Source organism: Streptomyces sp. NPDC012935 (genome assembly GCF_042900345.1).
Classification (GTDB): Bacteria; Actinomycetota; Actinomycetes; order Streptomycetales; family Streptomycetaceae; genus Streptomyces.
Map to the genome: position 1 here is coordinate 149,972 of NZ_JBIBBC010000011.1, position 14,561 is coordinate 164,532.

The 14,561-nt window shown below is 69.4% G+C and carries 13 protein-coding genes; all 13 read left to right on the top strand.

Going from position 1 to position 14,561, the window contains the following annotated elements:
• Window positions 1-133 precede the first annotated feature (133 nt).
• Window positions 134-706 (top strand): bifunctional pyr operon transcriptional regulator/uracil phosphoribosyltransferase PyrR, encoded by a 573-nt coding sequence (gene pyrR / locus ACFY5C_RS25750; RefSeq protein ID WP_328882898.1) that lies wholly within the window; start codon window positions 134-136, stop codon window positions 704-706.
• 137 nt (window positions 707-843) lie between these two features.
• Window positions 844-1,821 (top strand): aspartate carbamoyltransferase catalytic subunit, encoded by a 978-nt coding sequence (locus ACFY5C_RS25755; protein ID WP_389447877.1) that lies wholly within the window; start codon window positions 844-846, stop codon window positions 1,819-1,821.
• 5 nt (window positions 1,822-1,826) lie between these two features.
• A complete protein-coding gene (locus tag ACFY5C_RS25760) occupies window positions 1,827-3,113 on the top strand; it encodes a dihydroorotase (RefSeq protein WP_389447879.1) in 1,287 nt (428 codons plus the stop codon).
• Entirely contained in the window at window positions 3,110-3,697 is a 588-nt protein-coding gene (locus tag ACFY5C_RS25765; protein ID WP_389447881.1) for a hypothetical protein, read from the top strand. The genes ACFY5C_RS25760 and ACFY5C_RS25765 overlap by 4 nt, the downstream gene beginning before the upstream one ends.
• Window positions 3,694-4,851, top strand: a complete 1,158-nt coding sequence (gene carA / locus ACFY5C_RS25770; RefSeq protein WP_389447883.1) for a glutamine-hydrolyzing carbamoyl-phosphate synthase small subunit — start codon at window positions 3,694-3,696, stop codon at window positions 4,849-4,851. Before ACFY5C_RS25765 ends, carA begins: the two co-directional genes overlap by 4 nt.
• Complete coding sequence (gene carB / locus ACFY5C_RS25775) at window positions 4,844-8,152, top strand: carbamoyl-phosphate synthase large subunit (RefSeq protein ID WP_389447885.1); 3,309 nt, start codon at window positions 4,844-4,846, stop codon at window positions 8,150-8,152. Before carA ends, carB begins: the two co-directional genes overlap by 8 nt.
• 52 nt (window positions 8,153-8,204) lie before the next feature.
• Window positions 8,205-9,320: a quinone-dependent dihydroorotate dehydrogenase gene (locus ACFY5C_RS25780; protein WP_389447887.1), complete on the top strand. Its 1,116-nt coding sequence runs from the start codon at window positions 8,205-8,207 to the stop codon at window positions 9,318-9,320.
• Window positions 9,317-10,162: an orotidine-5'-phosphate decarboxylase gene (pyrF, locus tag ACFY5C_RS25785; RefSeq protein WP_389447889.1), complete on the top strand. Its 846-nt coding sequence runs from the start codon at window positions 9,317-9,319 to the stop codon at window positions 10,160-10,162. The genes ACFY5C_RS25780 and pyrF overlap by 4 nt, the downstream gene beginning before the upstream one ends.
• A 320-nt stretch (window positions 10,163-10,482) precedes the next feature.
• Window positions 10,483-10,806: an integration host factor gene (locus ACFY5C_RS25790; RefSeq protein WP_003977346.1), complete on the top strand. Its 324-nt coding sequence runs from the start codon at window positions 10,483-10,485 to the stop codon at window positions 10,804-10,806.
• A gap of 58 nt (window positions 10,807-10,864) precedes the next feature.
• Window positions 10,865-11,422, top strand: coding sequence for a guanylate kinase (gene gmk, locus ACFY5C_RS25795; protein ID WP_389447891.1), 558 nt, complete (start codon window positions 10,865-10,867; stop codon window positions 11,420-11,422).
• Window positions 11,423-11,486: 64 nt separating this feature from the next.
• Window positions 11,487-11,759 carry a DNA-directed RNA polymerase subunit omega gene (gene rpoZ, locus ACFY5C_RS25800; protein WP_003988945.1) on the top strand — a complete coding sequence of 91 codons (273 nt, stop codon included), beginning with the start codon at window positions 11,487-11,489 and terminating at the stop codon, window positions 11,757-11,759.
• 107 nt (window positions 11,760-11,866) lie between these two features.
• Window positions 11,867-13,078, top strand: coding sequence for a bifunctional phosphopantothenoylcysteine decarboxylase/phosphopantothenate--cysteine ligase CoaBC (gene coaBC, locus ACFY5C_RS25805; RefSeq protein WP_389448066.1), 1,212 nt, complete (start codon window positions 11,867-11,869; stop codon window positions 13,076-13,078).
• Between the two features lie 231 nt (window positions 13,079-13,309).
• Window positions 13,310-14,518 carry a methionine adenosyltransferase gene (metK, locus tag ACFY5C_RS25810; RefSeq protein ID WP_389447893.1) on the top strand — a complete coding sequence of 403 codons (1,209 nt, stop codon included), beginning with the start codon at window positions 13,310-13,312 and terminating at the stop codon, window positions 14,516-14,518.
• Window positions 14,519-14,561 lie beyond the last annotated feature (43 nt).

The window sequence follows — 14,561 nt, forward strand, 5'->3', positions numbered from 1 at the left end:
CTTCCGTGCTATCGGTGACCGATTGGGCCAAGTGGGTGACAGGAGGCGCCTCACCGGCCTGGTACGGTGGACGACGTAAACCAGACGTCCTTTAAGGTCCGTCCCGTGAGGCGGAGAAGGAGGTCCCTTTCGTATGGACAGGCAACAGGACACGCAAGCGTCCGATGCCCGGCCCGTTCTCGAAGGCCCTGACATCGCGCGGGTGTTGACCCGCATCGCCCACGAGATCGTCGAACGCGCCAAGGGCGCCGACGACGTGGTGCTCCTCGGCATCCCGACCCGAGGCGTCTTCCTCGCCCAGCGGCTCGCCGCCAAGCTCGAGGAGATCACCGACCGGAAGATCCCGGTCGGTTCGCTCGACATCACGATGTACCGCGACGACCTGCGCATGCACCCGCCGCGCGCGCTGGCCCGCACGGACATCCCCGGTGACGGCATCGACGGCCGGCTGGTCGTCCTCGTCGACGACGTCCTCTTCTCCGGCCGCACCATCCGCGCCGCCCTCGACGCCCTGAACGACATCGGGCGTCCGCGCGCGGTGCAGCTCGCGGTCCTCGTCGACCGAGGCCACCGCGAACTGCCCATCCGCGCCGACTACGTCGGCAAGAACCTGCCCACGTCGCTGCGGGAGACGGTCAAGGTCCAGCTCGCCGAGGAGGACGGTCGCGACACCGTGCTGCTCGGTGCCAAGCAGACCTCCCAGTAGCGCCCACGGCGTACGCCGCTGTCGTACGCCCGCTCAGTGCGCGCTCGCGCGCACCCGTCTGCCCCGCTGGGCCTCCTGGGGGACATCCCCCGGACACCCCCGGATCCTTGACTTAACTGCCTTACGGAGCCTGACAGATGCAGCGTCATCTCATCTCGGCCGCCGACCTCACCCGCGACGACGCCGTCCTGATCCTCGACACCGCCGAGGAGATGGCCCGGGTCGCCGACCGGCCGATCAAGAAGTTGCCGACCCTGCGCGGCCGGACCGTCGTGAACCTCTTCTTCGAGGACTCCACGCGCACGCGTATCTCCTTCGAGGCCGCCGAGAAGCGGCTGTCGGCGGACGTCATCAACTTCACCGCCAAGGGATCCAGCGTGTCCAAGGGCGAGTCCCTGAAGGACACCGCCCAGACCCTGGAGGCCATGGGCGTCGACGCCGTCGTCATCCGGCACGGCGCTTCCGGTGCGCCCTACCGTCTCGCCAACTCCGGCTGGATCGACGCCGCCGTCATCAACGCCGGTGACGGCACCCACCAGCACCCCACCCAGGCCCTGCTGGACGCCTTCACCATGCGCCGCCGACTGGTCGGCCGGGACGCCGGGATCGGACAGGATCTCGACGGCAAGCGCATCACGCTCGTCGGCGACGTCCTGCACAGCCGGGTCGCCCGCTCGAACGTCGACCTGCTGCACACCCTCGGCGCCGAGGTCACCCTCGTCGCGCCGCCGACCCTGGTGCCGGTCGGCGTCGAGACCTGGCCCTGCGAGGTGTCGTACGACCTCGACAGCACGCTGTCCAAGACCGACGCGGTGATGATGCTGCGCGTACAGCGCGAGCGCATGAACGCCGCCTTCTTCCCGACCGAGCGCGAGTACTCCCGGCGCTACGGCCTCGACGGCGACCGCATGGCGCGGATGCCCGAGCACGCGATCGTGATGCACCCCGGCCCGATGGTGCGCGGCATGGAGATCACCGCCGAGGTCGCCGATTCGGAGCGCTGCACCGCCATCGAGCAGGTCGCAAACGGAGTCTCCATCCGGATGGCCGTTCTGTACCTGCTGCTCGGCGGAAACGAGCCCGCCGCCACCCACACCCGTACCGAGGAGAAGTAAGACAGATGAGCAAGATCCTGATCCGTGGTGCGAAGGTGCTCGGCGGCGAGCTGCAGGACGTCCTGATCGACGGCGGGACCATCGCCGAGGTGGGCGCAGGGCTGAGCGCCGAGGGCGCCGAGGTCGTGGAGGCCGCCGGCAAGGTGCTGCTGCCGGGTCTCGTGGACCTGCACACCCACCTGCGTGAGCCCGGACGCGAGGACTCCGAGACCGTGCTGACCGGCACGCGCGCGGCCGCCTCCGGCGGTTTCACGGCCGTCTTCGCCATGGCCAACACCTTCCCGGTCGCCGACACCGCCGGCGTGGTCGAGCAGGTCTACCGGCTCGGCCAGGAAGGTGGCTACTGCGACGTGCAGCCCATCGGCGCCGTCACCGTCGGCCTGGAGGGCAGGAAGCTCGCCGAGCTGGGCGCCATGCACGAGTCGGCCGCCGGTGTCACCGTCTTCTCGGACGACGGCAAGTGCGTCGACGACGCCGTGATCATGCGGCGGGCCCTGGAGTACGTGAAGGCCTTCGGCGGCGTCGTCGCGCAGCACGCGCAGGAGCCGCGGCTGACCGAGGGCGCCCAGATGAACGAGGGCGTCGTCTCCGCCGAGCTGGGGCTCGGCGGCTGGCCCGCGGTGGCCGAAGAATCGATCATCGCCCGGGATGTCCTGCTCGCCGAGCACGTCGGCTCCCGCGTCCACATCTGCCACCTGTCGACCGCCGGGTCCGTCGAGATCGTGCGCTGGGCCAAGTCCCGCGGTATCGACGTCACGGCCGAGGTCACCCCGCACCACCTCCTCCTCACCGATGAGCTGGTCCGCAGCTACAACCCGGTCTACAAGGTGAACCCGCCGCTGCGCACCGAGCGTGACGTGCTGGCGCTGCGCGAGGCGCTCGCCGACGGCACGATCGACATCGTCGCCACCGACCACGCCCCGCACCCGCACGAGGACAAGGACTGCGAGTGGGCGGCGGCCGCCATGGGGATGGTCGGCCTGGAGACCGCGTTGTCAGTGGTGCAGGAGACCATGGTGGACACCGGACTCCTCACCTGGGCCGGGGTCGCCGAGCGCATGTCCTTCAAGCCCGCGCAGATCGGGCAGGCGAAGGGGCACGGCCGTCCCGTCTCGGCTGGTGAGCCCGCCAACCTCACGCTCGTCGACACGGAATACCGTGGGTCCGTGGACCCCGCGGGCTTCGCCTCGCGCAGCCGCAACACTCCGTACGAGGGGCGTGAGCTGCCGGGCCGTGTGACGCACACGTGGCTCCGGGGCAAGGCCACGCTCGTCGACGGGAAGCTCACGTGACACCTGCAACACTGCTCGCAGCCGGAACCGGACTCGCGGCCGAACAGAAGTCGGCCGACGTGACCGACTGGGCCGCCCGCATCGGCTGGGTCGTCGGACTCGCCCTCTTCGTCGCGCTCGTCTACTGGCTGATGCGCGAGGGCTGGAAGTGGCGCGGCACGCTCCAGGGCGACCTGCCCGAGCTGCCCAGCGCGCCGGACGACCCCGGCCCGGCGAGACTGAGCATGAGCGGCCGCTACCACGGTTCGACCACCGCCGGTCAGTGGCTGGACCGCATCGTTGCGCACGGCCTCGGCACCCGCAGCCGGGTCGAGCTCACGCTCACGGAGGCGGGACTGGACGTCGTACGCCCCGGCGCGACCGACTTCTTCGTTCCGGTCGCGCAGCTGCGCGAGGCCCGGCTCGACAAGGGCATCGCCGGCAAGGTCCTGACCGAGGGCGGACTGCTCGTCGTGACCTGGGCGCACGGCGAACGGCTGATCGACTCCGGCTTCCGCTCGGACCACGCGGCGGAGCACAACGAGTGGGTCGACCTCATTAACTCCATGATCAACACCAACAGCACGGAAGGCGCCGAACGATGACGACCTCCATCCAGGGGACCGCCTCGCGCAGGCACAAGGCGGCTCCCGCCGTACTCGTCCTGGAGGACGGCCGGATCTTCCGCGGCCGTGCCTACGGGGCCGTGGGGGTGACCTTCGGCGAGGCCGTGTTCTCCACCGGCATGACCGGCTACCAGGAGACCCTCACCGACCCGTCGTACCACCGCCAGGTGGTCGTGATGACCGCACCGCACGTCGGCAACACCGGCGTCAACGACGAGGACCCGGAGAGCAAGCAGATCTGGGTGGCCGGCTACGTCGTGCGCGACCCCGCGCGCGTGCCGTCCAACTGGCGCTCCCGGCGCTCGCTGGACGACGAACTGCGCCACCAGGGCGTCGTCGGGATCTCCGGCGTCGACACCCGCGCGCTGACCCGCCACCTGCGCGAGCGCGGCGCCATGCGCGTCGGCATCTTCTCCGGAAACGCGCTGCCCGACGAGGGCACCATGCTCGCCGAGGTGCGCCAGGCCCCCGAGATGAAGGGCGCCGACCTCTCCGCCGAGGTCGCCACCAAGGAGGCGTACGTCGTCCCCGCGATCGGTGAGAAGAAGTTCACCGTCGCCGCCGTCGACCTCGGCATCAAGGGCATGACCCCGCACCGCATGGCCGAGCGCGGCATCGAGGTGCACGTGCTGCCCGCTACGGCGACCGCCGACGACGTCTTCGCCGTCCAGCCCGACGGAGTGTTCTTCTCCAACGGCCCCGGCGACCCGGCCACCGCCGACCACCCGGTCTCCGTGATGCAGGCGGTCCTGGAGCGCGGCACTCCGCTGTTCGGCATCTGCTTCGGCAACCAGATCCTGGGCCGCGCGCTCGGCTTCGGCACCTACAAGCTGAAGTACGGCCACCGCGGCATCAACCAGCCGGTGCAGGACCGTACGACCGGCAAGGTCGAGGTCACCGCGCACAACCACGGCTTCGCCGTGGACGCGCCGACCGAAAAGGTCTCCGACACCCCCTACGGCCGCGCCGAGGTCTCCCACGTCTGCCTCAACGACAACGTGGTGGAGGGACTCCAGCTCCTCGACCGCCCGGCCTTCAGCGTCCAGTACCACCCCGAAGCGGCAGCCGGCCCGCACGACGCCGCCTACCTGTTCGACCGCTTCGTATCCCTGATGGAGGGCCAGCGTGCCTAAGCGCACCGATATCCAGTCCGTCCTGGTCATCGGCTCCGGCCCGATCGTCATCGGCCAGGCCGCCGAGTTCGACTACTCCGGCACCCAGGCGTGCCGCGTCCTGAAGTCCGAGGGCCTCAGGGTCATCCTCGTGAACTCCAACCCGGCGACGATCATGACCGACCCGGAGATCGCCGACGCCACGTACGTCGAGCCGATCACGCCCGAGTTCGTCGAGAAGATCATCGCCAAGGAGCGGCCGGATGCGCTGCTGCCCACCCTGGGCGGCCAGACGGCCCTCAACACGGCGATCTCGCTGCACGAGGCGGGCACGCTCGAGAAGTACGGCGTCGAGCTGATCGGCGCCAATGTCGAGGCCATCAACAAGGGCGAGGACCGCGACCTCTTCAAGGACGTCGTGGAGGCCGTCCGCGGCAAGATCGGGCACGGCGAGTCCGCCCGCTCGGTCATCTGCCATTCCATGGACGACGTCCTCTCGGGCGTCGAGACGCTCGGCGGCTACCCGGTCGTGGTCCGCCCGTCCTTCACCATGGGCGGCGCCGGCTCCGGCTTCGCGCACGACGAGGAGGAGCTGCGCCGCATCGCCGGCCAGGGCCTGACCCTGTCTCCCACCACCGAGGTGCTCCTGGAGGAGTCCATCCTCGGCTGGAAGGAGTACGAGCTGGAGCTGATGCGCGACAAGCACGACAACGTCGTGGTCGTCTGCTCCATCGAGAACTTCGACCCGATGGGCGTGCACACCGGTGACTCGATCACCGTCGCGCCCGCGATGACGCTGACCGACCGCGAGTACCAGACCCTGCGCGACATCGGCATCGCCGTGATCCGCGAGGTCGGCGTCGACACCGGCGGCTGCAACATCCAGTTCGCGGTGAACCCCGAGGACGGCCGGGTCATCGTCATCGAGATGAACCCGCGCGTGTCGCGTTCCTCGGCCCTCGCCTCCAAGGCGACCGGCTTCCCGATCGCCAAGATCGCGGCCAAGCTGGCCGTCGGCTACACGCTCGACGAGATCCCGAACGACATCACGAAGGAGACCCCGGCCTCCTTCGAGCCGACCCTCGACTACGTGGTCGTGAAGGCCCCGCGCTTCGCCTTCGAGAAGTTCCCGCAGGCAGACTCCACGCTGACCACCACCATGAAGTCGGTCGGTGAGGCCATGGCCATCGGCCGCAACTTCACCGAGGCCTTCCAGAAGGCGCTGCGCTCCCTGGAGAAGAAGGGCAGCCAGTTCACGTTCGTCGGCGAGCCCGGCGACAAGACGCAGCTCCTCGAGGAGGCGGTCCGCCCGACCGACGGCCGTATCAACGCCGTCATGCAGGCCATCCGCGCCGGCGCCACGCCCGAGGAGGTCTTCGAGTACACGAAGATCGACCCCTGGTTCGTCGACCAGCTCTTCCTCATCAAGGAGATCGCCGACGAGCTCGCCGAGGCCCCGGAGCTGACCCCGGACCTGCTGGCCGAGGCCAAGCGGCACGGCTTCTCCGACGTGCAGATCGCCGAGATCCGCGGACTGCGCGAGGACGTCGTGCGTGAGGTGCGGCACGCGCTGGGCGTCCGCCCGGTCTACAAGACCGTCGACACCTGCGCCGCCGAGTTCGCCGCACAGACGCCGTACTTCTACTCCTCCTACGACGAGGAGACGGAGGTCGCCTCCCGCGAGAAGCCGGCCGTCATCATCCTGGGCTCCGGTCCCAACCGCATCGGCCAGGGCATCGAGTTCGACTACTCCTGCGTGCACGCCTCCTTCGCACTGAGCGACGCCGGGTACGAGACGGTGATGGTCAACTGCAACCCGGAGACCGTCTCCACCGACTACGACACCTCCGACCGGCTGTACTTCGAGCCTCTGACGCTGGAGGACGTGCTGGAGATCGTCCACGCGGAGCAGCAGGCCGGCCCTGTCGCGGGTGTCGTCGTGCAGCTCGGTGGCCAGACCCCGCTCGGGCTGTCACAGGCGTTGAAGGACAACGGCGTGCCGATCGTCGGCACGTCCCCGGAGGCCATCCACGCCGCCGAGGACCGCGGCGCCTTCGGGCGCGTCCTCGCGGAGGCGGGCCTCCCGGCCCCCAAGCACGGCACCGCCACCACCTTCGCCGGCGCCAAGGCCATCGCCGACGAGATCGGCTACCCGGTCCTGGTGCGGCCGTCGTACGTCCTCGGCGGGCGCGGCATGGAGATCGTCTACGACGAGACCCGGCTGGAGGCCTACATCGCCGAGTCGACCGAGATCAGCCCCTCGCGGCCGGTCCTCGTCGACCGGTTCCTGGACGACGCGATCGAGATCGACGTCGACGCGCTCTACGACGGCGAGGAGCTCTACCTCGGCGGCGTCATGGAGCACATCGAGGAGGCCGGCATCCACTCCGGCGACTCGGCGTGCGCACTGCCGCCGATCACGCTGGGCGGTTTCGACATCAAGCGCCTGCGGGCCTCCACCGAGGCCATCGCCAAGGGCGTCGGAGTGCGCGGCCTGATCAACATCCAGTTCGCGATGGCCGGCGACATCCTGTACGTCCTCGAAGCCAACCCGCGCGCGTCCCGTACGGTCCCCTTCACCTCGAAGGCGACCGCGGTGCCGCTGGCGAAGGCCGCCGCCCGGATCTCGCTGGGCGCGACCATCGCCGAACTGCGGGCCGAGGGGCTGCTTCCGGCGACCGGTGACGGCGGTGAGCTGCCGCTCGACGCGCCGATCTCCGTGAAGGAGGCTGTCATGCCGTGGTCGCGCTTCCGCGACATCCACGGCCGCGGCGTCGACACCGTCCTCGGCCCGGAGATGCGCTCCACCGGCGAGGTCATGGGCATCGACTCCGTCTTCGGCACGGCGTACGCCAAGTCGCAGGCGGGCGCGTACGGTCCGCTGCCGACGAAGGGCCGCGCCTTCATCTCGGTCGCCAACCGCGACAAGCGCTCGATGATCTTCCCGGCGCGTGAGCTGGTCGCCCACGGCTTCGAGCTGATGGCCACGTCCGGCACCGCCGAGGTCCTCAAGCGCAACGGCATCAACGCCACGGTCGTGCGCAAGCAGTCCGAGGGCACCGGCCCGAACGGCGAGAAGACCATCGTCCAGCTCATCCACGACGGTGAGGTCGACCTCATCGTCAACACGCCGTACGGCACCGGCGGCCGCCTCGACGGATACGACATCCGCACGGCGGCCGTGGCGCGGTCGGTTCCGTGCCTGACGACGGTGCAGGCGCTCGCCGCCGCCGTCCAGGGCATCGACGCCCTCAACCACGGTGACGTGGGCGTCCGTTCGCTCCAGGAACACGCGGAACACCTGACCGCGGCCCGCGACTAGCAGCCGACGAGGGGGACACCGGAAACGGTGTCCCCCTCTTCATGAGGACACCATGTACAAGATCTTCTTCAACCTCGTCTTCAAACGAATGGACGCCGAGAAGGCCCACTACCTGGCCTTCCGCTGGATTCGTCTCGCCGTCCGCATCCCCGTACTGCGCACGTTCGTCGCCGCCGCCCTCGCGCCCCGCCACAAGGAACTGCGCACGGAGGCCTTCGGGCTGCGGATGCACGGCCCCTTCGGGCTCGCCGCCGGCTTCGACAAGAACGCCGTCGCCGTCGACGGGATGTCGATGCTCGGCTTCGACCACGTCGAGATCGGCACGGTCACCGGGGAGGCGCAGCCGGGCAACCCCAAGAAGCGGCTGTTCCGCCTCGTGAAGGACCGGGCGCTGATCAACCGCATGGGCTTCAACAACGAGGGCTCGCTGGCCGTCGCGGCCCGTCTGGCCTCCCGTACGCCCGTCTTCAGGACCGTCGTGGGCGTCAACATCGGCAAGACCAAGGTCGTCCCGGAGGCGGAGGCCGTCGGCGACTACGTGAAGTCGACGGAGCGGCTGGCAGCGTACGCCGACTACCTGGTGGTCAATGTCTCCTCGCCCAACACACCCGGTCTGCGCAACCTCCAGGCCACCGAGTCCCTGCGCCCGCTCCTCACCGCCGTCCGCGAGGCCGCCGACCGTACGGTGACCAGCCGCCGGGTGCCGCTGCTCGTCAAGATCGCGCCGGACCTCGCCGACGAGGATGTCGACGCGGTCGCCGACCTGGCCGTCGAGCTCGGCCTGGACGGGATCATCGCCACGAACACCACCATCGCGCGCGACGGGCTCGGTTTGAAATCCGAACCCTCGCTGGTCAAGGAGACCGGCGGTCTCTCGGGAGCCCCGCTGAAGGCGCGCTCCCTGGAGGTGCTGCGACGCCTGTACGCGCGTGTGGGCGACCGGATCACCCTCGTGGGCGTCGGGGGCATCGAGAACGCCGAGGACGCCTGGCAGCGGATCCTGGCGGGCGCCACGCTGGTCCAGGGATACAGCGCCTTCATCTACGAGGGACCGTTCTGGGGCCGCGCCATCCACAAGGGCCTCGCCGCACGCCTTCGCACCAGCCCGTACGACACCCTCGCCGACGCGGTCGGCGCCGACGTCAGGAAGGCAAGGAAGACCGCATGAGTGCTCTGGAACCCTTTGGCGCACGCCTGCGCCGGGCCATGGACGAGCGTGGCCCCCTGTGCGTCGGCATCGACCCGCACGCCTCGCTGCTCGCCGAGTGGGGTCTGAACGACGACGTGGCCGGCCTGGAGCGGTTCAGTCGTACCGTCGTCGAGGCGATGGCCGACCGGGTCGCCGTGCTCAAGCCGCAGAGCGCGTTCTTCGAGCGCTTCGGGTCGCGTGGCGTCGCCGTCCTGGAGAAGTCGGTCGAGGAGGCCCGGGACGCCGGAGCGCTGGTGCTGATGGACGCCAAGCGCGGCGACATCGGCTCGACCATGGCCGCGTACGCCGAGTCCTTCCTGCGCAAGGACTCCCCGCTGTTCTCGGACGCGCTGACCGTCTCGCCCTACCTCGGTTACGGCTCGCTGTCGCCGGCCGTGGCGCTGGCCCGCGAGAGCGGCACCGGCCTGTTCGTGCTCGCCCTGACCTCGAACCCGGAGGGCGGCGAGGTCCAGCACGCGGTCCGCGCGGACGGCCGCAACGTCGGCGCGACGATGCTGGCGCACCTGGCCGCCGAGAACACGGGGGAGGAGCCCATGGGTTCCTTCGGGGCGGTCGTCGGCGCCACGCTCGGTGACCTCTCGTCGTACGACCTCGACATCAACGGTCCGCTCCTCGCGCCCGGCATCGGTGCGCAGGGCGCCACGCCGGCGGATCTTCCCCGGGTCTTCGGGGCCGCGGCGCGCAATGTGGTCCCGAACGTCAGCCGGGGAGTGCTGAGGCACGGGCCCGACGTCGTCGCGCTGCGTGACGCCGCGTCACGCTTCGCCGAAGAGGTCACGGTCGCCGTGTCGGGTGTCTGACCGCCGTCAGGGCTGTTCGAGCTGCTCGCCCGAGTCCTCCGATGAGTGGCTCGGGACGACTTGAGTCTGAATACATCCTCAAATCCAGGGCATTATGTCCTAAATGTCCGGCCTGGCGGAGGCTGACCAGGACTTTTCCGCTGTTCTCGCTGACTCTGGCGGACTTGGCCGCTAGTCTCCGACGAGTGGGAGCACCTCCCACGCTCCCTGAAGCAGTGGGGGAGAACGGGCAGCGTGTTGCTCGTGCCTCCCCAGGTGTGGGGCGACTAGGTTCCTCACCGGTCCGTATCCGACAGTTCAACATCCGAGGTGACGTAGGCGTGGCTCTTCCGCCCCTTACCCCTGAACAGCGCGCAGCCGCGCTCGAAAAGGCCGCCGCGGCTCGCCGGGAGCGGGCCGAGGTCAAGAATCGACTCAAGCACTCCGGCGCCTCCCTTCACGAGGTCATCAAGCAGGGCCAGGAGAACGACGTCATCGGAAAGATGAAGGTCTCCGCCCTGCTCGAGTCCCTGCCCGGCGTGGGCAAGGTCCGCGCCAAGCAGATCATGGAGCGACTCGGCATCTCCGAGAGCCGCCGCGTGCGTGGTCTCGGCTCGAACCAGATCGCTTCCCTGGAGCGTGAGTTCGGCAGCACGGGCTCCTGATCCCGGCACTTGGGACCGGGAGTCCCGGGCACTCCGGGATTGCTGGAATAATCGCTGCATGAGTGAACGTCCGCGGCTGACCGTGCTCTCCGGCCCCTCCGGGGTCGGCAAGAGCACGGTCGTCGCCCATATGCGCAAGGAACACCCCGAGGTCTGGCTCTCGGTTTCGGCGACGACCCGCAAGCCCCGCCCGGGCGAGCAGCACGGAATCCACTACTTCTTCGTCACCGACGAAGAGATGGACAAGCTGATCGCCAACGGCGAGCTGCTGGAGTGGGCCGAGTTCGCCGGCAACCGCTACGGCACGCCGCGTGCGGCAGTGCTGGAGCGGCTGGAGGCGGGTGAGCCCGTTCTCCTGGAGATCGACCTTCAGGGCGCCCGGCAGGTCAGTGAGTCGATGGCCGACGCCCAGCTGGTGTTCCTGGCTCCCCCTTCCTGGGAGGAGCTCGTACGCAGACTCACCGGACGTGGCACCGAGCCGCCCGAGGTGATCGCGCGCCGCCTGGACGCGGCGAAGGTCGAGCTGGCGGCCGAGCCCGAGTTCGATGTGACCTTGGTCAACACCTCCGTCGAGGACGTGGCGCGTGAGCTGCTAGCCTTGATGGACGTTGTGTGATCGTGACTGCTCGTACTGAGTGATCACATCGACTGATTCTTTCCCATCCATCGGAAGGTAGAGCGTGTCCTCTTCCATCTCCGCGCCCGAGGGCATCATCAACCCGCCGATCGACGAGCTCCTCGAGGCAACCGACTCGAAGTACAGCCTCGTGATCTACGCGGCCAAGCGGGCCCGCCAGATCAACGCGTACTACTCGCAGCTCGGCGAGGGCCTCCTCGAGTACGTCGGTCCGCTCGTGGACACCCACGTCCACGAGAAGCCGCTGTCGATCGCCCTGCGCGAGATCAACGCGGGTCTGCTGACGTCCGAGGCCGTCGAGGGCCCGGCGCAGTAAGTAATATCTGCAGCTTGCAGAAGGCTTTTCCACAGGCCCGGCAGCGCGTCTGCCGGGCCTGTGGTGTGTCATGGATGTCGTACGTTTCCGAGGTCCGGGGAGAGACGGTGGACAAGCCGAAGGTCGTTCTGGGGGTCAGCGGCGGCATCGCCGCGTACAAGGCCTGCGAGCTGCTGCGCAGACTCACCGAGTCCGGGCATGACGTCCGGGTCGTGCCCACCGCCTCGGCGCTGCACTTCGTCGGTGCCGCCACCTGGTCCGCCCTCTCCGGCAAGCCCGTCTCGACCGAGGTCTGGGACGACGTCCACGAGGTCCCGCACGTCCGCATCGGGCAGCAGGCCGATCTGGTCGTCGTCGCCCCGGCCACGGCCGACACGCTCGCGAAGGCCGCGCACGGCCTCGCTGACGACCTGCTGACCAACACCCTGCTCACCGCCCGCTGCCCGGTGGTCTTCGCCCCCGCCATGCACACCGAGATGTGGGAGCACCCGGCCACCCAGGAGAACGTCGCGACGCTGCGCCGGCGCGGCGCGATCGTCATCGAGCCGGCCGTCGGCCGCCTCACCGGCGTCGACACCGGCAAGGGCCGGCTGCCCGAGCCCGCGGAGATCTTCGAGGTCTGCCGCCGGGTGCTCGCCCGGGGCGTCACCGAGGCCGACCTCGCCGGACGGCACGTCGTCGTCAGCGCCGGCGGTACCCGCGAGCCCCTCGACCCGGTCCGCTTCCTCGGCAACCGCTCCTCCGGCAAGCAGGGCTACGCCCTCGCCCGCACCGCAGCCGCCCGGGGCGCCCGGGTGACGCTGATCGCCGCAAACACCGGTCTGGCCGACCCGGCGGGCGTGGACGTCATCCAGGTCGGCACCGCCGTACAGCTGCGGGAAGCGGTCCTCAAGGCGTCCGCGGAAGCTGACGCGGTCGTGATGGCGGCGGCGGTCGCGGACTTCCGTCCTGCGTCTTACGCCACCGGAAAGATCAAGAAGAAGGACGATCACGAGCCGGACCCCATCGTCCTGGTGCGGAATCCGGACATCCTCGCGGACATCTCGACCGACCGCGCCCGCCCCGGCCAGGTGATCGTCGGCTTCGCCGCCGAGACCGACGACGTGCTGGCAAACGGCCGGAAAAAGCTGGAGCGCAAGGGGTGCGACCTGCTCGTGGTGAACGAGGTGGGCGAGCGCAAGACCTTCGGCTCCGAGGAGAACGAGGCGGTCGTCCTGGGCGCCGACGGCAGCGAGACGCCCGTGCCGTACGGACCCAAGGAAGCCCTGGCCGAAACCGTGTGGGACCTGGTGGCGCGCCGGTTGGGCGCACATGGTTGATGCGCTGCCGACTCCCCTCGAGCAGCGCTCGATTCGGGTGTGGCGCCCCTGGCCAACGGCACATGACATTGGGCAGAATGCCCGTGCCGCAGGTCACAGCCCTCCCGAGAGGCGAGACAGGGGGTCCGTGACCGAACGCGACAGATAAACTGTCCTCGGACGACGCCGGGCGCAGCCCCCGGCCCGTCCAACAATGATCAGCCAGCAGCCGCTGCAACCCCAGGGAGCGTTGTGTCCCGTCGCCTGTTCACCTCGGAGTCTGTGACCGAGGGCCACCCCGACAAGATCGCTGACCAGATCAGCGACACCATTCTTGACGCGCTTCTGCGCGAGGACCCGTCGTCCCGGGTCGCTGTCGAAACCATGATCACGACCGGCCTGGTGCACGTGGCCGGAGAGGTCACGACCAAGACGTACGCGGACATCGCGACGCTGGTCCGCAACAAGGTCCTCGAGATCGGCTACGACTCCTCGAAGAAGGGCTTCGACGGCGCCTCCTGCGGCATCTCGGTCTCGATCGGCTCGCAGTCGCCGGACATCGCGCAGGGCGTCGACACGGCGTACGAGACCCGTGTCGAGGGCGACGAGGACGAGCTGGACCGCCAGGGCGCGGGCGACCAGGGCCTGATGTTCGGCTACGCGACGGACGAGACGCCCACGCTGATGCCGCTGCCCATCTTCCTGGCGCACCGTCTGTCCAAGCGCCTCTCCGAGGTCCGCAAGAACGGCACGATCCCCTACCTGCGCCCGGACGGCAAGACGCAGGTCACCATCGAGTACGACGGCGACAAGGCGGTCCGCCTGGACACCGTGGTCGTCTCCTCGCAGCACGCGAGCGACATCGACCTGGACTCGCTCCTGGCCCCCGACATCCGGGAGTTCGTGGTCGAGCCGGAGCTGAAGGCCCTGCTCGACGACGGCATCAAGCTCGACACCGAGAACTACCGCCTCCTGGTCAACCCGACCGGCCGCTTCGAGATCGGCGGCCCGATGGGTGACGCCGGTCTGACCGGCCGGAAGATCATCATCGACACGTACGGCGGCATGGCCCGCCACGGCGGCGGTGCGTTCTCCGGCAAGGACCCGTCCAAGGTCGACCGCTCGGCGGCGTACGCGATGCGCTGGGTCGCCAAGAACGTGGTCGCGGCCGGCCTCGCCTCGCGCTGCGAGGTGCAGGTGGCGTACGCGATCGGCAAGGCGGAGCCGGTCGGTCTCTTCGTCGAGACCTTCGGCACGGCCAAGGTCGAGACCGAGAAGATCGAGAAGGCCATCGACGTGGTCTTCGACCTGCGTCCGGCCGCGATCATCCGCGACCTGGACCTGCTCCGCCCGATCTACGCCCAGACCGCCGCCTACGGCCACTTCGGCCGTGAGCTGCCGGAGTTCACCTGGGAGCGGACGGACCGGGTGGAGGCGCTGCGTAAGGCAGTGGGTCTGTAAGGCCCGGTTCCACGGGTTTGTCCGAGGCCCGGCGTCCCTGGTG

Coding starts and splice junctions, on each gene's coding strand:
- pyrR (WP_328882898.1), top strand. CDS start 134: ATGGACAGGCAACAGGACACGCAAGCGTCCGATGCCCGGCCCGTTCTC.
- ACFY5C_RS25755 (WP_389447877.1), top strand. CDS start 844: ATGCAGCGTCATCTCATCTCGGCCGCCGACCTCACCCGCGACGACGCC.
- ACFY5C_RS25760 (WP_389447879.1), top strand. CDS start 1,827: ATGAGCAAGATCCTGATCCGTGGTGCGAAGGTGCTCGGCGGCGAGCTG.
- carA (WP_389447883.1), top strand. CDS start 3,694: ATGACGACCTCCATCCAGGGGACCGCCTCGCGCAGGCACAAGGCGGCT.
- ACFY5C_RS25780 (WP_389447887.1), top strand. CDS start 8,205: ATGTACAAGATCTTCTTCAACCTCGTCTTCAAACGAATGGACGCCGAG.
- pyrF (WP_389447889.1), top strand. CDS start 9,317: ATGAGTGCTCTGGAACCCTTTGGCGCACGCCTGCGCCGGGCCATGGAC.
- gmk (WP_389447891.1), top strand. CDS start 10,865: ATGAGTGAACGTCCGCGGCTGACCGTGCTCTCCGGCCCCTCCGGGGTC.